This window comes from Planococcus sp. TJ-302 (genome assembly GCF_058268455.1).
The window spans coordinates 2,056,198-2,073,465 of record NZ_JBZDOI010000001.1; the positions used below are offsets into that span (position 1 = coordinate 2,056,198).

Consider the following 17,268-nt stretch of genomic DNA (forward strand, 5'->3'; position numbering starts at 1 on the left):
ACATTCCCCTTCCCCCAATGTTTTCTTGCACCCCTTATTGATTCTTAAAACCGCAGCGACAAGCAGCTCAGGCCGCCGTCATGCTTCTGGAATTCCGACATTTCAAGTTCGATGGTCTCCAGACCGCGTTCTTCAAGTTTCCGCTTCGTGTCTTCAAAGCCTTTTGGAATGATGACGTACTCATTGACTTTGATGCAGTTCGCAGAATATTCGTCTGCATCAGGAATTTCCACTTTTTCATACTTTGCAAAATCCGGATTGCCTAAAAATTCCCCAGCCGCGGCAATCGTATTGTTGCCAAGGTAAGCGATACCTGTTTTCAAGTGGAAAAATTCCTGCAACTCTACCACTGTGGCCGTGTAACCTTCCGTTTCGACAAGGTTTTTGAATTGCTCTGCCCCCTCGCGGTTGGTGCGTTCTGAAATGCCGACATAAAAATGCTTGTCCACCTGCAAAACATCGCCTCCATCAAGCGTTCCGGGTGATGTGATGTAGTGGAATTTCGAGTAGAAATTTTTCAGCACTGTTTCGATTTCCTCTTTTTCGCCATTGCGGCTCTCCGCCCCCGGATTTGTGATAATCGCAAATTCCGGCGTCACAACCGCTGCATCTTCGACGAACGTCGAATCGGGATATTCTTCGCTTTCAGCCAAGTGCGTAACTTCGACGCCGCAGGCTTTCAGCGCTTCGACGTAAGCGGCATGCTGTTCAAGCAGGCGCCCATAGTCCGGTTTGCCAAGATCTGAAGTGGTTAATCCGTTGACATAGCTTTTTCCTGGTGTTTTTACGATGACATTTTTAAACATGCGTCAATCCCCTTTTCTCTTTTATCGGCATTCTTACTGCTGGGCTTGTCAAGCAGGTAGGCCCGCCGGTTCCTTTGATGCTGATTTCTTCGCCTTTGTATTCGTATACCGTTGCGCCTGCTCTTTGCAGCTGTTGTTTGGTGGATTCATTGCCTGCCACCATGATGCAGACGCGCGGCGCCACCGCCAGCACATTGCAGCCTAGAAGGTCGTATTCCATTTTCGGCACTTCAATGAGTTCTATGCCCCGCGACAGCAGCAGCTTTCGAAATGCGACTGGCATGAGCGGCGAGTAGACGACGGCCAGGTCTTTATCGACCATGCTGATGAATGACATCAAATGGAGGCATTCCTCCTCCCCGTCTGCATGCGGTAGCTGGACTTCAATAAACTCATCGACGAGATGCGCCGTCATTTCTTTGATCTGGCGGATCGCTTCCGCATTGGTTCTGTAACCGTTTCCAATTGCCAGCACCCGGTCATCGAACCAGACAATGTCGCCGCCGTCCGATGTCGCTTCCCCGGTCAGTTCCCCAATGATCGGAATTTCTTTTTCTGCGAGGAACTTCTTATAGACCTCCGCTTCCGGCTGCCGCAAGGCTTTACCGGATTTCAGGAGGATCGCCCCATCCGGCGTGAATTTCACCGGGTCGTGTGCGTAGATGGAATCCATGCTGACGTCCTCTGACTTCGGCAAGTACTCGATGGACGCCACATGCTGCTCCAGCAGCGCTATAAACTCGGCATACTCTTTCCTGGCTTCTTCGAAATCAGGTTCGGAGAGATAATTGAGTTTTTGCCATTCTTCTTGAATATGCTTCTGACTGATGAACGCATCTTCAGGATGTTTGACAATAACTTTTTCGAGCGGCTGGTACATAGATGAACTGTATTTCATGATTGCCTCCTTTTCCGCATAGTGGAAAAGCATTCCACATTACGAAAAGATATTTTTAGTAATATAAGATAACCATGGTATAATGTCAATAAGTTTTAAATGTTCCAACAACTTTATTTTCTAAAGGATTGGTGTGAATTATGCAGTCAATTGACCGGGCTATGGGTATTGTAAAATTATTGGTAGCAAGCTCCTCGGAAGATGGCTTATCCATCACGGAACTTGCCAATGAATGCGGGCTTCCGGTAAGCTCGATGCACCGTATCTTAAAAGCGATGGCGGTTCATGGAATGATCCATCAGGATGACAGGACAAAGCGATATAACCTCGGCAACATCTGGCTGGAATACGGCTTACATATGTACGATACAATCGATTACGTCAGCACCATCCGGCCGGAATTGGTGCACCTGGCGGAATTGACCGGTGAAAGTGTCTACTTGAGCCAGCCAATGGGGAATGAATCGCTCATCACTGAACGGATCGACAATGAGAACCATGCCATCCGGGTCTACGACAAGCTCGGCTCCCGCATTCCCATGCACATCGGAGCGGCCAATAAATCCATGCTCGCGTATATGCCAAATGGCGATACGAAGAAAATTCTCAACGCATGTATTCCGAAGGAAGAGCAGTCCGCATTCCGGCACCTGTTGGAACAAATCCTGGAACAAGGTTATGCTATCAGCCATAGCGAGCGGACGGAAGGAACTTCTTCTGTCGGGGTGCCGATTCTGAATCGTTTTGGCAAAGTCCAGGGAGCACTCAGCATCGGGGTTGTCAGTTACACGCTTACTGAGGAACGGCTAGATTACCTGATTACCCAGGCGAAAGAAACCGGCCAGCGGATTTCCATTAAACTTGGCTATAGAGGATAAGTTTCACTAAATCATAGAAAAAGGGCTCTCCGGTTTTCCGGAAAGCCCTTTTTTGATTTTATTCTTCTTCTGAAACTTCCAGGATCTTAATCGTCTTGAAGCCGAGGATCACTTTAAAGCGCAGCCCCCAGTTTGCGGAAACCACTTCCAGCTCGGAATCGGTGACATTGAAATGGAGCACTGTGTCGTGCTCAAAATCAACTAGGATATAGGCATTGGCGTTGGAGAACAGTTTGAATGATTTGTCCGCGATCAATGTCCATCCGTGTTTCAGGCCGTGGCTTTTTGTCCCCATAACTGCACCCCCTGACAGATTCTAAACGGCGAATGGTTTTTCGTCTCGTTTCCTCCATTATAGCGGCTGGCCAATGAAAAGAGCAGGCACAATCGCGCCTGTTCCAAAATTTCATGCTCTTTTATTGATCCAGCCACTTTATTTGATAGGATTCGTGAGAAATCCGCCGTTATATCGGTTTGGCTCGTAGGAAATGATAAAGGCTTTTGGCGATTGTCCGGTCACAAAATCGCGCAGTTTCTGCTCGTTTTTCCGTTTGGCCAATACCTTCATGCACATCCGCAGCCCGTCTTTCCCTTCAGCCGGCCATGCAGTGACGCCGTAGCCTTTCTCTCTTATCAGCACGGGCAGATTGGATTCATGGGCATCCACAATGATGTCGAAGACGATATAGCCGAGCACCATACGATTTTCAATGATTCCTCCAAGGTAGACCCCGAGGCCCCAGCCGGCACAATAGGCGGCAATGTTCACAGGGTCATCCAGGTTATCAAGGACGATCATCAGCCTCAGCAAAACCGAATCTGCCCAGCAAGCGTAAGGGCGCTGATTTCTTGTTTTATCCGGCTGGATTTCGGTAAAAGCTTTTCTTTCTCCTTCTATTTCTTTTATAATGGGGAGAGTCTGAAAAAAGTAGGTTTTAATGAATGGAACAAATTTTTTGGTTTATCTATGCAGCTTTTCTCGGCACTGCGACTGTCGGCTTCATCATACACAGCGGACCGTTGAATTTTCCGGTCAAGTTTGACCTAGTTGTTTCCGTAATCACGTGGATCGGCTTGTTCGGCTTTGTCACCCAAAACCAGATTTTCGAACCGATCGTCTGGAAGTTCGTCTTTTTCGGCGGCCTCGCCTGGGATATCATTTTTGCATTCAAACTGAAAAAGCAGTTTGAGCATGAGCGCGAGGAAGTCGCGGGTCCGACCGGCACGTTTTTCGTCGCGCTGTCGACCGCCCTTTTCTTAGGGCCTCTGTATTACGGCTTGTTCCAATACGCATTTTAATCAAAAAGGGCTCCCTTTATCGGGAAGCCCTTTTCCTTTTTCCCAAAGAATTTAATTTATGTTTGTAAGTGAATTCCAATTGGAATATGATGGGAATACCAGGGGGAAGAGGCGATTGCGTGAAAAAGATTATTTTATATACATTGTTACTATTGGTTCTGCTGCCGCTGCTTTCCGGCTGCAATGGACCTCCTTTGCTTGAAGGCGAGTATAGCCGTATGGAAATTACCCAAGGCGGCGAGCTTGTTCATGAAGCAAGTGAAGCCCGTGAAATTGAGGCGTTCGTTGATTTGATTAACAATGCCAACCGTGAAGAAACCCATACGTGGGAGCTCCCGGAGCCTATCGGAACATTGTCGTTCCACGGGGACAACGAAGGGATTACTTTGCCCTTTTATGAAGGAGGCGTCGGGGTAAATGAATATTTCGTCGAAGTGGACTTCGATTTTTAAGGGTTCATAAACAAAGCCGGTTCTCCATCCTGGGAACCGGCTTTGTTTATCAATTCAATATTCTCTCCGCTTTCCCTTTCGTCAATGCGATCAAGTCATCCAGATTTTCCAGTTCGTCCAGACTGTACATCGCTTCCCGCAAAGCTTTCGCCGCTTCTTCGCCAATGATGGCGTGGACCAATCGATTGAATTTACGCTCCAATGCAGTGTCGTCCATCGGATTTTCAATGCTGCCTGTAGCGTTTTTCACCGTATGGGCGATTGTTCTCCCATCCTTCAGGTAAGCTACCGCATGCACTTCCTCTTCTTTCACAGCGGCATCAACCTGCGGCTGGATTTTGCTGCGGAACGCCACGACTTCCGGATTGTGGACACTGGCGTCCGAATATTGCGCTTCCCCTGCATCGCCTTCCAAGAACGCGACAGCAGCAGTGTGGTAAATACTGAATTTGCCGGCGAGCCCTGTCGGCGGCGTCGGTTTCCCTGTCAGCTCCAAAACGTACGGATTGACGGTCAGCTCGATGCGCTCGACTTCTTCCGCTTTCACTTGTTTGCCGAGTGCGATACAAGCATCAATCGAAGGATGGAGCACGATACCGCACGCATACGGCTTGAATGCGTTTTTCAGCAATTCCCATTCAGTGCCCCATGCCACATTCACTTTCGATAAATCATGCTTTGGCGCCAAGACGTTGGCAAACCCGCGTTTCGCTTCCAGCACTTCTGTAGAGCTAGTGAAGTTCTTCTTGGCGAGCAATGCCGCCATCAGCCCATTCTGTGCAGCCTTTCCGGGATGGAACGGCTTTGTCATCGTGCCGAACATCTCGCGCAAGCCGAACGATTGGGTGCCGGCGATGCCAAGCGCCCATGCCATCTGTTCGGCATCCAGCTCCAGCAAGATTCCCGCCGCCGCTGCAGCACCAAAGACACCTGTCGAACTGGTGATGTGGTAGCCCAAATGATAATGGCTTGGGTACACGGCGTTCGCGATGCGCAGTTCCGCTTCGCATCCTAAAATGAACGCATGCAGCACCTCTTCGCCGGACAGTTTCATTTTTTCAGCAAGCACCAAAACGACAGGCGCCACCGGTCCGCTCGGATGGTGGATTGTATCGAGATGCGTGTCGTCGTAATCGAAAATATGGGAAGACATGCCATTGATCAAAGAGGCCAGCAGCAAATCGGTTTTTTCCGTACGGCCGAAAATCGAGACTTGTTCCGCCGATTGGATGTCTTCTTTCAAGCCAAGCACCATATCGACCGATGGATGATGAGCAGCGCCGATTGCCACGCCCATCCAATTGTACAAACTTTTTTTGCCATGAATTTTGACTTCTTCCGGGATATCCTCCATTTTCGTCTTCAGGATATTTTCCACCAATTGTTTTGTCACCATTTCTATTCCCCGCCCTCTGTCAATTTTTGCATTGCGTGTTCGCGCGCATTCCGTACGTGGTGTTTGGCGATGCTTTCGGCAAACTCTCCGTCCCCTGAACGAATCGCGTCAATCAGCATCTTATGCTCGCTGATATTCTGCAGCGGCCGGCCGGATGTCGACAGCGAAGCCGACATCATCAAACCGATCTGCGTCTGCAGCATGTTCATAATGGCTTCGAGATAGACATTGCCCGACAACCGCGCCAGAGACAGGTGAAACTCCGAATTGATGCGCGCCAGTTCATGCACATGGTTCGCCACTGCTCTCTTTTCCGCTTCATCGATAAGCCCACTCAGTTCGCTGATCCCTTCCGGCGTATGGCGTTCCGCCAGTTTCCGTGCCGCGAGCCCTTCCAGCAATTCGCGCACATCATACAGCTGCGCCACTTTGTCGACCGACAGCGTGATGACCTTGACGCCTTTATGCGGCTCATGCGTAACGATGCCCTGCTCTTCAAGCTTACGAATCGCTTCCCGCACCGGTGTGCGGCTGACGCCAATTTTTTCGGCCAAGCCCCGTTCCGTCAGCGTCTGTCCGGGCAGGATGTCGCCGGTCCGAATGGCATTATAGAGATATTCATAAACGAAATTCTTTTTCACATTGGTCATTTCCATCATTGCGCGGTCCTACCTCCCATTCAAATGGTATACCATATTAACAGAATTATAGACTTTTAATTATTATTTAGCAATAAATAATCTATATTGTATACCAAATAAAAAACCACCGTTCACGGGAACGGTGGTTGAGTAGTTCAGTTAAATGCCTTTTTCTTCGAAGCGCTTCAGGTCATCCCGATGCCCCATGACAATAAGAACGTCGTTTTCTTGCACCTCATCATTCGGCACAGGAGCAATATTGACATCTTCTTGGCGTTTAATCGCAAGTACAATGATCTTGTAGCGCTCCCGCAAATTAAGCTTCGCCAATGTACGGTTCGCAATTTTGCCTGATGCAGTCAATTCCTGGATGCTGTAATCCTTCGACAAATCGATATAGTCGATGATTTTTTCCGAATCCATATGATGCGCGACGCGGACACCCATTTCATATTCCGGCTGGATGACCCGGTCAGCACCTACTTTTTCAAGGATTTTCTGATGCTGCAGGTCGCGGGCCTTCACCCATACCTTCGAAACGCCAATCTCTTTCAACATCAATGTGCAAAGCACGCTCGCCTGAAGATCATCCCCGATGGCGACAATGGCGTTGTCGAAATTCCGCACACCAAGCGCTTTCAATTCGCTTTCATCCGTCGCGTTGGCAATGACAGCATGGGAAGAATGATCACGGTTCGCATCCACTCTCTCCATTTTCGAATCGATTGCCAGCACTTCATGGCCCATTTTATAAAGCTCTTGGCACACACTGCTGCCAAAACGGCCAAGGCCAATTACCACGACTTGTTTTTTCACTTTAATTCCCTCTTTCTGCGCTATCCTTCAATCATGCCTAATAGCTAAAATCTACCCCTGCGAGCCTCTATTGTCAAATGGCATCTATTCTTTGCACACCAAGGGTGAAACACAGTTAATTTTGCCAATACACAGTTAAAGAGAGGATGTTCGCGCCTATGCGCAGACATCCTCTCTTTGCGCCCATTATTCCAACAGCGATTCGGCAATCCGCATTGCTTTTAAAAGAGCGAATTCGACTTTATTGAGCCGCCTTTTCAGCAAAGTCTGCCATTCAAGTGCTTCCGGGCTCCCCGGATCGGTTTCCGACAGCCGCCGGATATCTTTCAACAACGGCACGGTTGGCAGATTCACCGCCAGGTCCTGCTCGAAAAGATCGCCGCTGACGTAACTCAGCGGAATCAATTCATGGGAAATCGTGAGCATTGATTGATTGAATTTTTTTGCTTCGCCGTCTTCCCATTCTTTCCGGTCAGCTAGTTTGTTGAGCTGTGCCCCCAGTGCTTGGAGCTTTTTAGCACGTTCCAAGGCTATCGACAAATCCAGCTGCCCTTTCGCCATCCCTGCATAGCCCTCCAATGCCGCTGCGATTTCAGCGGCGCCTGCGGCATGATTGAGCGCCATCACTTTGCGCGAACAGGAATCGTAGATCAGTGACACGTAAACTTGGCAATCTCGGCGCAGGTTTTCAGGGTCGAGCTTGTCGAGCGTATCTTCCACAGTATGCCACCACCAGCCGAAGCCTCCGGATTTGATTCCGCCGAAAAGCTTCACTAACGTTCGCGACGCTGCATCGTCAGTTTGAGGCTGTTCGGAAAGACCCATGAACACCGCGGGAACTCCCGGCCCCCAGAAAGATTGATCGCCCCCCCTTCCAAAGCGCTTGCCGATAAAAGCTTCGCCTGTCAGTGCTTCGACGAACGAGCCGCCGTAATCGCGTGTTTCGGCCATGCAGTTGCTTTCGCCAAGGATTTGCGCCCCCTTTCCCCCCAAAGAATCTGCATAGACATGCAACAGGCAATGTTCATGCAGCTCTTCCCAGTGGCTGTCGCAATAATAGGCTGATCCTGAATAGCGGCCGTGGGAATGCCCTGACCAAAACGCCAAGCGCAGAGTCCGGCGCAGCGGCAATGGCTGGCTCATTAGAACCCTTGCCGTTTCAAGCAATGCTGCATTGGCGCTGGCGTTGTCCATTGCGCCATAATGCCAGGAATCGATATGGCTGCTGAACAACACGAATTTTTCCGGTTCTATTTCACCTTTGATGTCTGCTATTAACGTAGGAATTTTACGCCAGCCGGTATCGACTTCCGTTTTTAGCCAGACTTTCACCGGTTCACCGGATCGGGCCAGTTGCCCGAGCAATTGGGATCCTTCTTTTTCCGTGATGGAAAGCACCGGAATTTTCGGAAACTCTTTTTTCGTCTCCGGTGTCGGATTGCCCCAGACCCGGGATACCGTCATTTCGTGGGTGATGGACCCGTTGATGAAAACTCCGGCAATCGCTCCTGCTTGCTCCAGCATTTCCACCCCACCCGGCGTTGCAATTCCTTCCGTCAGAACCACTTTTCCGGCTGTCTCCATGCCAGAGGCGAGCTCTTTCACATAAAGCAGCTCTCCGCTAAGCCCCTCGTTTCCGGTCGATGTGGACATCGAATGGGTGATGCATGGAAACTCCATGCCGCCTGCCTGCAATTCTGCCGACAACGGCAAACTGATAAAGCCGTCATGAAAGCTCAAAGCGGTTTCAATCCCCAGAGCATCCAGCTCGCCCTTTACGTATTGGAACGCGCGCAGCTCTTCTGGCGAACCGGAGAGCCGAACTTCTTTGGCAATTTCTGCCGTAAACGCCATCAATTTTGCGGCCGATACCGCACTACTCAAATCCAGGTGTGTTTTATTCAACTCGACAACCATAGAAAACCTCCTTTTCCGGCGGTGACATGCCTCGTTTTGCTATAGGACAAAATCCTTTGCCGCAGTCTTAACTTGTTCAAACGGCTGAAAGCGGTTGCCGCTCAAATCACTGACGGCATCGATAAACGTATTGGTTGTATGCGGCGTATCATAAAGAATCTTGAAAAACTCCGCCCGCTGTTCTTTTGCAACCGAATCATAGCCTTTTCCTACCATCCAACGGCCGTAATAATAGGAAGGATAATAGGTTTTCTGAATGGGATGCGAGAAAAACCGGTAGCAATTATTCGCTTCGATGGGGCCTAGCATCCCTTTTTCCATCATATAAGCGATAGCTTCTTCTTTGTTCATGTTCCCTTCATTGAACAGATAACAGGCATTGGTCATGGCCATTCGCTGCATGTCGATCCAATCGCGCCCCAGCTTGTAATGGCGCTTCGTTTGGAGGCTGATCCCTTCGGTTTCTTCTTCGTCCCGATCCCATCCAAGGAAATGCAGCGCACTTTCAGGCCCCCCTTCAAATAGCGCGTTCGTCGGGCTGTTGATCAGGTAATAAGAAGCTTCGATCGGCAGCTTGCCTTGCTGAAACAGATAATCCCAGCGACAGTAAAATGCCTGATGGCCCGGATAGCCTTCATGCGCCATGATCTGCGCCAGCACCGGTTCTGTCCATGGCCGGTCAATATTGAACGTCAGATTGCCGCGAAAATTCCCAGTATATTTGGAATACCCGCTCCAGAACACTCCTTGGATCGACTTGATGTAATCCAATCCGTCTCCTTCGGGCAAGTCGATGACCCGCTTTAATGTTCCTTCTTTGCTTTTGTCTTTCATCGACTCTGCCACTTCGATTACTTTATCAGGCGCAATCAATGTCTCTGCGAGCCAGCTTTGCGCTTTTTCTTGCAGGCTGCCTTTATAGCCGAGCTCCCCCAACCCTTTTTCCACAAGCTCGCGATGCCCAGCCATCGTCTCTTCCGGGATAAGTGTGGCCGGCAATTCCTGGATATTGGCAATGTATTCTGCATATGGCAAATCGTCGCCTTGAAGGCTGCGGCCAAAATAGCGGTAAGCATTGACCATAGACCGCAAATACCTTCCCGGATGGCCTGCAAGCCCCTGGATTTCCTTCTCCACCTCATCGATTTTGCGTCCAATGTCATCAAAGTTCCGGAGTGAAGGCTTGACGCTGCTGTAGCTGGCTGACGCCGTTTCCGTATCATGCATTTTCAAGGTCTGTTCGTTGAGGCTTAAAACGATATCCACTATCGCTTCTCCGACCGGTTCTGAAGTCCAACGTAAGGTCATCTTTCATTTCCCCTTTCGTACTGCATTTCAATGTCCCATAATGTGCTAATGTCTTCGAGCACTAACTTCACCATCATTGCGTAAAGTTTTTCCCCTTTATCAGCCGTTGCTGCCCCAGCATTTCCAGAAAAGGCCTCCGGGTACAGCGTGGCGCCGCCATCTTTAAACCGGAAGCGTTTGGCCAGGGGAATTTCATGGCTGCCGACGCCTTCTGTATACGCATACCGCTCATCGATCGCCAAGACCATCGACGTTTCGTCTTCGCCTGCATGGCCCGGATCCGGAGCAATCCCTTTGATGTCTTCTCGATAATCGATATACCAATTGATGGTCAGTGTTCGGATCCCGAAGTCCGCCAATTTTTCAGTGACAAGATCGAGGCTTGAAATATTGCCGCCGTGGCCATTGAACAAGATGATGTTGCTGAATCCGTTCTGGTAAAAGCCTTTGCAAATTTCAAGAACGTAATTTCCGAAAACTTCTCCAGGAACATCAATCGTTCCGGCAAACGGCGCAAGCCCCCAGGAATGGCCATACGCAACTTCAGGCGCCATTAAAATCCTGTCGCCAGCCTCTTCTTCGAGCCGCCTGACGAATTCCCTTGGAATCAGTACATCCGTGCCAAGTGCACAATGTGGTCCATGCGCTTCAATCATGCCAATCGGAATCAGCACCGTATTGATGCTTTTCTGAAGTTCTTTAAAATCGTTTAAATTCATTGTCATCATATCCATAGGCCGCTTCCTTTCTTTCATTCTGTGCCATTCGATCTATTTCTTAATCAAAGCTAGGCGTCCGAGCGCTCCGCATCGTTTCAAGCTGATGCGCGGCGCGCAGCAATTCAATGTCCTGAAAATGCGGAGCGGCAAGCTGCATGCCTACTGGCAAGCCATCGGCCGTGAAACCCATATTCACTGATACTGCCGGATGGCCGCTGATATTGAAAGGCCCTGTGAACAGCATCTCGTCTTCTTCGCTGCCGATAACCGGATCTTCCGCAAGGGCTGCAAACGACACCGTCGGCATCAATAACAGGTCAAATGTGTTGAAAAGGGTTGAGACGGCTGATGTGAAACCTTTCAGATCCCGTTGGCCGTTCAAGTAATCAACAGCTTTCGAAGCCATACCCTGCTCGATCTGACGATACGTCATACTTGCGTATTCCTCTTTTCGGCCAAGCCATTGCTGATGAATCTGCGCCGCTTCCGGCAGCAGCACCGCCATGATGATTTCCTCCATCCGCGCCCATCCTTCAATTTCCACCTCATCGATATGCCAGCCAAGCGACCGGACATGCTGCAGCGTTTCCTGATAAACGCGAGCCACTTCAGGCGCAAGTCCGCGTAGAAGCCGCTCCGGCAGAACGCCGACGTGCTTAGCGTCCAACGCACTGAAATTGCTGATGTCCACTTCACCGGAGCCACCCGTTAATGAATGGGGATCTTGCGGGTCAAAGCCCGCAATCACCTCTAGCACCAGCGCCGCATCAAGCGCATTGCGGGCAAGTGGCCCAGCGTGGTCGAGCGACCCGCTTAATGGAAAGACCCCGTGCACGCTCACCAGCCCTCGCGTCGGTTTGAGTCCGGCAACCCCGCAATAGGAAGCGGGGATGCGGATAGATCCGCCGGTATCCGAGCCAAGTGAAAAATAACCGATGCCGCTTGCAACGGCAGCCGCCGATCCACCAGATGAACCACCGGACGTTTTCGAAAGGCCCCACGGATTGTTCGTCTTGCCGAATTCCGGGTGGACGATTCCATAAGCGAATTCAAGCATATTGGTTTTTCCAAGCATGACAGCACCGGCTGCGTCCAGCTTGCTGATGGCTGTCGCACTGTAATCCGGCACAAAATCTTTCAGGATATGGGAAGCACAAGTAGTACGGATTCCCTCCGTATAAAATAAGTCTTTAGCGGAATACGGAATCCCCGCAAGCGGATGGCTTGGCTTGTTCGCCAAAAATCCCTCTTCCGCTTTTTTTGCCTGGCGCAGCGCAGTTTCCTCAGTCACCGTTATAAACGCATTCAATGCCTTCCCGATTTTTTCCTGGCGTTCAAAGGACAGTTTCACCACTTCCACCGGAGACACTTTTTTCTGGCGATACAAAGCAGCAAGCTCGGTAATTGAAAGGTTCAGCACATTCTCCATAGTTCACGCTCCTATTGCCAGCAAAGGATCGCCGTCATTTATGGCAAGGGAACTGACCAAAAATAACACGATGCCATCCGTATGCGAGCGGATTTCCTGAAGGGTATCGCCGAACTCGTCTGCCAGCTTTCCCAATAGCTGGCCTTTGGTGACTTCTTCACCTACTCTGATGTACGGATACCAAAGCCCGCGTCTATCGGAGCGGTACCAGTCAAAAACAGAGATATAAACAGAATCAGCTTTCCGAACTTCATCATTCAGGATGCCTAAAGATGCCAAAACATTGCGGACGCCCCGCTGCAGCATTTGAGAGTCCTGTTCACTCATAATCCCTTGCTGCCCGGCCTCTGCAATTATTGCAGGGATGCCCTGTTCAGCTGCGCAGCCATAAGTAGATCCCGGCACTTGGCCGCTGCTGCCGATCACATAGCTGATTTCAAATAACGATGCCATGTCCTTTGAAGTTTCGAGCACTTTCTGATTTTCAGCGGCATGGTAAATAGTGAACGGCACCAGCGCTTCGATCATATCGCCGCCGTGGAGATCAATGATGTAATCGACCTTCTTCAGCACTGCTTCATTGAGCCAATAAGCTAGCCTTTCCGCGTCACTTCCTTGTTGATTTCCAGGAAACATGCGGTTCAGGTTTTTATGGTCTTTTGGATGGACGTAAATGCTGCGGGCATAAAATGAGGCAGGATTTGCAATCGGCAAAACGATTACCTTTCCCTTCATCTCTTCAGGGTCAAGCGCTGCGCCTATCTTTAGAGCCGCGTCGATTGAGGTATATTCACAGCCATGAATGCCGCCCATGACCAGAACTGTTGGGCCTCCTTGCGAACCGTTGACCAGAAAAACCGGCAGTTTTTCTTCTATAGATGGCAATTCAAGGTAAGATTTCACTTTTTCTCCTTTAGCAGCGGATACATTTGAGACCTTCCATTCTTTCTCCATGTCCGTATTCCCACCTTATGTGATTTTATGAATCCTCCGGACCTGCCATTTTTCTAAAAAAGAGGGAGGCAACTGTTGTGCAACAGCCGCTCCCACCCTCGTATCCTATTCTTCTTTCGTGATCTTATGGAACGGTACATACCAGGAATTCATTGGATTCAATTCATAGCCTTTGACCCAGCTTCTTAAAGGAGCCTGCAGCTTAGGTTGGGCGACAAAGATGTATGGAACTTCCTCTGCCATGATATTCTGGATTTCCATGTAATTCTTTTCACGCAGCGCTTCATCTGTAGAAGTTCTTCCTTCTTCAAGCAGCGCATCGATTTCGCTGTTTTCATAGAACGCCAAGTTGAATCCCGGGCCTTTGCTTGATGAATGTGCGAAGTACCATAGGTTATAGTCCGGATCCGGATAATCCGGTGTCCAGGAAACTAGCCCGAAATCATGTTTGCCCGTTGTTACGAGATCCAGGAATGTCGGCCACGCGTAGGTTTTGATGTTCAACGTAACACCAACTTTCTCTAAATCGGACTGCAGCAGCAATGCGGTGTTGCTGCGAACTTCGTTGTCTTCTGAAATTGCGATTTCAAGTTCCAGCCCACTTTCATGGCCTGCCTCTTTCAACAATTCTTTCGCTTTGTCCAAATCGTATTCGTAAAGCTTCGCATCGGGATTAAAGCCGAACATGCCTTTTGGAACTGCTCCTACGATGCGCTCCGCTTTGTTCAGATAAACGCTTTCCAACAATGCATCGTAATTGATGCTGTGGGCAATCGCCTGGCGTACACGAACATCGGCAAGCGCGCCTTTTTCCGTATTCATCGGCATATAATCAATTTGATAGCCATCCGCTTCCAGGATTTCCACACCTTCAGTGCCTTCCATCTGCCCCAATACTTCAGGAGAGATGACGGTATTGTCGATCATGTCGATTTCCCCTTTTTCAAGCATCAAACGTGCAGTGGATGCTTCCGTGATGAAACGGATATTCACCGTTTCCATCGTTGGGGCTTCTCCCCAATAATCCGGGTTCGCTTTCAAGACCAGCGTTTCGCCGCGGTCCCAGCTGTCCAGCATGTAAGGGCCTGAACCCATCACTTCTTCTGACAGGAAGCTTTCGCCCAAATCATCGCCGTGGTTTTCTTCCAGTGCCGGGTTGATGATATTGCCGAACGCCGTCCCCAAAGTGCTGACAAATGGAGCAAAAGGCTGCTTCAGTGTAATCTTGATCGTATGGTCATCGATAACTTCGAAGCTGTTTTCATCAATCACCTTGCTGAAGATTCCGGCTGCGGATTTTCCGACATCGATCGCTCGGGTGAAGGAATATTTGACTGCTTCCGCGGTCACCGGCGAACCGTCATGGAATTTCGCATTTTCCACTAATTTGAAGGTATATTCCTTGCCGTCATCTGAAACTTCCCAGCTTTCCGCAAGCTGCGGCTGTGGCTCTGTCAATGTCCCGTCATACGTCACCAAGCGGTCGTACGTCATGTAAATTACACGAAACGTCGTATTCGCCGCTGCACCATGCGGATCCAAGCCCGGTATGTCCTGGTTGGTCGCAAAATTAAAGACCTCGGCATCGAAGTTTTCATTCGATTCAGCGGCTGTGCCTTCAGGTGACGCCGCACCTTCTCCTTCTGTTTCTTCATTGTAATTTTGGCAGCCTGCAAGCACTAACACAGCAATAATAAGGAATAAGAAAAATTTTGCCCAACGAGTTTTGAACTCCACTGTATTTCCCCCTTTATTTGGTGTGGTTGATTTCCGGACACAAAATAAGCAGACAACCTCTATCCCCCTTTCAATGAATTCACGTACGGCTTAACGTTGCTTTGGATCCATGACGTCATTCAGCCCGTCACCGAGCAGGTTGAATCCGAGTACGGTAAACAAGATTGCCAAGCCTGGGAATGTCGCCGCCCACCAAGCTTCCCGCAATATCTCGCGGCTATTCGCCAACATTGCGCCCCATTCAGGCGAAGGCGGCTGTGCACCAAGCCCGATGAAACTGAGTCCAGCTGCAGACAAGATGACAAATCCCAGATCGAGGGAAGCCTGGATGGTTGCCGGAGCAATCGAGTTCGGAATCACTTCCTTGAACAAAATCCGGAAAGGGTTCGCGCCGAGCGCCCGCGAAGCTTCGATGAATTCTGAATGCTTGATCGACATCACCGATGACCTGACAATCCGCGTATACCATGGCCACCAGGTGGCGGCGAGTGCCAGCATGACGTTTTCAATTGACGGCCCGAGCGCAGCCGCAATGGACATTGCCAAAATAATGCCGGGAAATGATAGAAAGACATCGGTAATCCTCATGATGACTTGATCGATGCGTCCGCCTGCATAGCCGGCAATCGCGCCGAGAATCGTGCCGATGGGAAATGCGATCAGCACCACCAATAAGCCGATGCGAAGAGAAATTCGTGTGCCGTAGATGATGCGGCTGAAAATATCCCTCCCTACTTCATCGGTACCGAAATAATGCTCCGCACTCGGCGCCTCCAATTTGCTTACGAGATCTACTTCGGTCGGGCTGTGCGTCGCAATGGCCGGAGCAAATAATGCCGCTATCAGGATGATCACTACTATGAAGAGCCCGAGCATTGTCAACGGGCTGCTTGTTACTCTTCGCATCAACTCGATCACTCTCCTTAGTTATGCTTCAAACGCGGATCGATGAAAAAATACAGGGTATCAACAATCAAATTGACAATGATGAACATGACCGCTATAAGCAAAGTGACGCCCATGACAGCGGGAAAATCCAAGTAATTGATGGCGTTGACCGCGTATTGGCCAAGGCCTGGCCACGAAAACACCGCTTCTACGAGGACACTTCCGCCCAGCGCATGGCCAAATGCCATTCCGAGGAGCGTAATGACCGGCATAATGCCATTTCGTAAAGCATGGCCATAAAGCACCCGGTTCTCTGGAGCCCCTTTTGCAAAAGCCGTTCGGATATAATCGCTTTGGAGCACCGTCAACATGCTTGAACGGGTCATCCGAGTAATCATTCCGACTGTCACCGCCGCAAGCGTGATGCCTGGCAGGATCATGTGCATGACCGCTGCATAAAGTACTGGCCAATTCCCAGTCAACAACGCATCGATCGTATACATGCCGGTTATATATTCTGGAGGTGACATGCCGCCGTCCAGCCTTCCAGAACCCGGCAGCACGCCCAGTTTCAGATAGAAGAAAAGTAGCAGCAATAACCCAAGCCAGAACGCCGGCATCGCGACGCCGATCAATGCGAAGATCCTGGTGAACTGATCGGCGATCCTGTCTTTCCTGCTGGCACTGATGACGCCGAACGGAATTCCGACTACCAGCGTGATGAACATCGCGAACATAGTCAGTTCAAATGTGGCAGGTGAATATCTGAGCAGATCATCTACAACCGGGCGCTGGGAATAAGTGCTTTCCCCAAGGTCTCCTTGAAAAATTCCTGCCATGTAATTTCCGTACTGCACATAAAGCGGATCGTTAAGCCCCATGTCTTCCCGCAGCGCCTCGAGTCCTTCCGGCGTAGCTTTCGGGCCTAGGATCAGGCGCGCCGGATCTCCCGGGATGGTATTTGAGATAGCGAAAGTCAAGATGCTGATACCGATCAGAATCGGAATCATCAGCACCAAGCGTTTACCGATAAACCGCAAGGCGTCCATTAAGCTGTCCCCCTCCATTCGCATTCAAGCTATTTACGTTTCCTCAAGCAAATTGATGAAACTGTTATTTCTTATCGAGCA

The 17,268-nt window shown here is 49.9% G+C and carries 18 protein-coding genes; 3 read left to right on the top strand and 15 right to left on the bottom strand.

Annotated features, from left to right (window positions below):
- Positions 1–44: 44 nt before the first annotated feature.
- Together AC4EHB_RS09940 and AC4EHB_RS09945 are read right to left on the bottom strand one after the other, a co-directional pair.
- Positions 45–806, bottom strand: a complete 762-nt coding sequence (locus AC4EHB_RS09940) for a dimethylarginine dimethylaminohydrolase family protein (RefSeq protein WP_490981351.1) — start codon at positions 804–806, stop codon at positions 45–47.
- Positions 799–1,704: a dimethylarginine dimethylaminohydrolase family protein gene (locus tag AC4EHB_RS09945; protein WP_490981352.1), complete on the bottom strand. Its 906-nt coding sequence runs from the start codon at positions 1,702–1,704 to the stop codon at positions 799–801. Before AC4EHB_RS09945 ends, AC4EHB_RS09940 begins: the two co-directional genes overlap by 8 nt.
- A gap of 140 nt (positions 1,705–1,844) precedes the next feature.
- On the opposite strand from AC4EHB_RS09945, the gene AC4EHB_RS09950 reads away from it, so the two are divergent.
- Positions 1,845–2,582 (top strand): IclR family transcriptional regulator, encoded by a 738-nt coding sequence (locus AC4EHB_RS09950; protein WP_490981353.1) that lies wholly within the window; start codon positions 1,845–1,847, stop codon positions 2,580–2,582.
- Between the two features lie 58 nt (positions 2,583–2,640).
- Here AC4EHB_RS09950 and AC4EHB_RS09955 read toward each other — a convergent pair whose 3' ends face one another.
- Complete coding sequence (locus AC4EHB_RS09955) at positions 2,641–2,877, bottom strand: hypothetical protein (RefSeq protein WP_490975396.1); 237 nt, start codon at positions 2,875–2,877, stop codon at positions 2,641–2,643.
- A gap of 138 nt (positions 2,878–3,015) precedes the next feature.
- Complete coding sequence (locus AC4EHB_RS09960; protein ID WP_490981354.1) at positions 3,016–3,393, bottom strand: DUF2179 domain-containing protein; 378 nt, start codon at positions 3,391–3,393, stop codon at positions 3,016–3,018.
- A 131-nt stretch (positions 3,394–3,524) separates the two neighbouring features.
- On the opposite strand from AC4EHB_RS09960, the gene AC4EHB_RS09965 reads away from it, so the two are divergent.
- On the top strand, positions 3,525–3,881 hold the full coding sequence (locus tag AC4EHB_RS09965) for a hypothetical protein (protein WP_490981355.1): 357 nt from the start codon (positions 3,525–3,527) through the stop codon (positions 3,879–3,881).
- A 119-nt stretch (positions 3,882–4,000) separates the two neighbouring features.
- Positions 4,001–4,333 carry a hypothetical protein gene (locus AC4EHB_RS09970; protein WP_490981356.1) on the top strand — a complete coding sequence of 111 codons (333 nt, stop codon included), beginning with the start codon at positions 4,001–4,003 and terminating at the stop codon, positions 4,331–4,333.
- A gap of 49 nt (positions 4,334–4,382) precedes the next feature.
- On the opposite strand, the gene AC4EHB_RS09975 is transcribed toward AC4EHB_RS09970, so the two are convergent.
- From AC4EHB_RS09975 to AC4EHB_RS10025, 11 genes are all read right to left on the bottom strand, one after another.
- Positions 4,383–5,729: an MmgE/PrpD family protein gene (locus AC4EHB_RS09975; protein WP_490981357.1), complete on the bottom strand. Its 1,347-nt coding sequence runs from the start codon at positions 5,727–5,729 to the stop codon at positions 4,383–4,385.
- A gap of 2 nt (positions 5,730–5,731) precedes the next feature.
- Positions 5,732–6,388 (bottom strand): GntR family transcriptional regulator, encoded by a 657-nt coding sequence (locus AC4EHB_RS09980; RefSeq protein WP_490981358.1) that lies wholly within the window; start codon positions 6,386–6,388, stop codon positions 5,732–5,734.
- A 141-nt stretch (positions 6,389–6,529) separates the two neighbouring features.
- Positions 6,530–7,186 (bottom strand): potassium channel family protein, encoded by a 657-nt coding sequence (locus AC4EHB_RS09985; RefSeq protein ID WP_490981359.1) that lies wholly within the window; start codon positions 7,184–7,186, stop codon positions 6,530–6,532.
- 186 nt (positions 7,187–7,372) lie between these two features.
- On the bottom strand, positions 7,373–9,103 hold the full coding sequence (locus tag AC4EHB_RS09990; RefSeq protein WP_490981360.1) for a M28 family peptidase: 1,731 nt from the start codon (positions 9,101–9,103) through the stop codon (positions 7,373–7,375).
- Between the two features lie 39 nt (positions 9,104–9,142).
- The gene (locus AC4EHB_RS09995) at positions 9,143–10,411 is read right to left on the bottom strand and encodes a hypothetical protein (protein ID WP_490981361.1); all 1,269 of its coding nucleotides are present in this window, start codon (positions 10,409–10,411) and stop codon (positions 9,143–9,145) included.
- The gene (locus AC4EHB_RS10000) at positions 10,408–11,145 is read right to left on the bottom strand and encodes a creatininase family protein (protein ID WP_490981362.1); all 738 of its coding nucleotides are present in this window, start codon (positions 11,143–11,145) and stop codon (positions 10,408–10,410) included. The genes AC4EHB_RS09995 and AC4EHB_RS10000 overlap by 4 nt, the downstream gene beginning before the upstream one ends.
- 43 nt (positions 11,146–11,188) lie before the next feature.
- On the bottom strand, positions 11,189–12,559 hold the full coding sequence (locus AC4EHB_RS10005; RefSeq protein WP_490981363.1) for an amidase: 1,371 nt from the start codon (positions 12,557–12,559) through the stop codon (positions 11,189–11,191).
- A gap of 3 nt (positions 12,560–12,562) precedes the next feature.
- Positions 12,563–13,513 (bottom strand): M14 family metallopeptidase, encoded by a 951-nt coding sequence (locus tag AC4EHB_RS10010; protein ID WP_490981364.1) that lies wholly within the window; start codon positions 13,511–13,513, stop codon positions 12,563–12,565.
- Positions 13,514–13,618: 105 nt separating this feature from the next.
- Complete coding sequence (locus AC4EHB_RS10015) at positions 13,619–15,250, bottom strand: ABC transporter substrate-binding protein (protein ID WP_490981365.1); 1,632 nt, start codon at positions 15,248–15,250, stop codon at positions 13,619–13,621.
- A gap of 90 nt (positions 15,251–15,340) precedes the next feature.
- Positions 15,341–16,156 (bottom strand): nickel transporter permease, encoded by an 816-nt coding sequence (gene nikC, locus AC4EHB_RS10020; protein WP_241666135.1) that lies wholly within the window; start codon positions 16,154–16,156, stop codon positions 15,341–15,343.
- A 17-nt stretch (positions 16,157–16,173) separates the two neighbouring features.
- Positions 16,174–17,187 (bottom strand): ABC transporter permease, encoded by a 1,014-nt coding sequence (locus tag AC4EHB_RS10025; protein ID WP_490975409.1) that lies wholly within the window; start codon positions 17,185–17,187, stop codon positions 16,174–16,176.
- Positions 17,188–17,268: the final 81 nt, after the last annotated feature.

What these genes read in the sequence shown, in the direction of transcription:
- AC4EHB_RS09940 (WP_490981351.1), bottom strand. Translation starts at nt 806, where the DNA reads ATGTTTAAAAATGTCATCGTAAAAACACCAGGAAAAAGCTATGTCAAC.
- AC4EHB_RS09945 (WP_490981352.1), bottom strand. Translation starts at nt 1,704, where the DNA reads ATGAAATACAGTTCATCTATGTACCAGCCGCTCGAAAAAGTTATTGTC.
- AC4EHB_RS09950 (WP_490981353.1), top strand. Translation starts at nt 1,845, where the DNA reads ATGCAGTCAATTGACCGGGCTATGGGTATTGTAAAATTATTGGTAGCA.
- AC4EHB_RS09955 (WP_490975396.1), bottom strand. Translation starts at nt 2,877, where the DNA reads ATGGGGACAAAAAGCCACGGCCTGAAACACGGATGGACATTGATCGCG.
- AC4EHB_RS09965 (WP_490981355.1), top strand. Translation starts at nt 3,525, where the DNA reads ATGGAACAAATTTTTTGGTTTATCTATGCAGCTTTTCTCGGCACTGCG.
- AC4EHB_RS09975 (WP_490981357.1), bottom strand. Translation starts at nt 5,729, where the DNA reads ATGGTGACAAAACAATTGGTGGAAAATATCCTGAAGACGAAAATGGAG.
- AC4EHB_RS09980 (WP_490981358.1), bottom strand. Translation starts at nt 6,388, where the DNA reads ATGATGGAAATGACCAATGTGAAAAAGAATTTCGTTTATGAATATCTC.
- AC4EHB_RS09990 (WP_490981360.1), bottom strand. Translation starts at nt 9,103, where the DNA reads ATGGTTGTCGAGTTGAATAAAACACACCTGGATTTGAGTAGTGCGGTA.
- AC4EHB_RS09995 (WP_490981361.1), bottom strand. Translation starts at nt 10,411, where the DNA reads ATGACCTTACGTTGGACTTCAGAACCGGTCGGAGAAGCGATAGTGGAT.
- AC4EHB_RS10000 (WP_490981362.1), bottom strand. Translation starts at nt 11,145, where the DNA reads ATGGATATGATGACAATGAATTTAAACGATTTTAAAGAACTTCAGAAA.
- AC4EHB_RS10005 (WP_490981363.1), bottom strand. Translation starts at nt 12,559, where the DNA reads ATGGAGAATGTGCTGAACCTTTCAATTACCGAGCTTGCTGCTTTGTAT.
- AC4EHB_RS10010 (WP_490981364.1), bottom strand. Translation starts at nt 13,513, where the DNA reads ATGGAGAAAGAATGGAAGGTCTCAAATGTATCCGCTGCTAAAGGAGAA.
- nikC (WP_241666135.1), bottom strand. Translation starts at nt 16,156, where the DNA reads ATGCGAAGAGTAACAAGCAGCCCGTTGACAATGCTCGGGCTCTTCATA.
- AC4EHB_RS10025 (WP_490975409.1), bottom strand. Translation starts at nt 17,187, where the DNA reads ATGGACGCCTTGCGGTTTATCGGTAAACGCTTGGTGCTGATGATTCCG.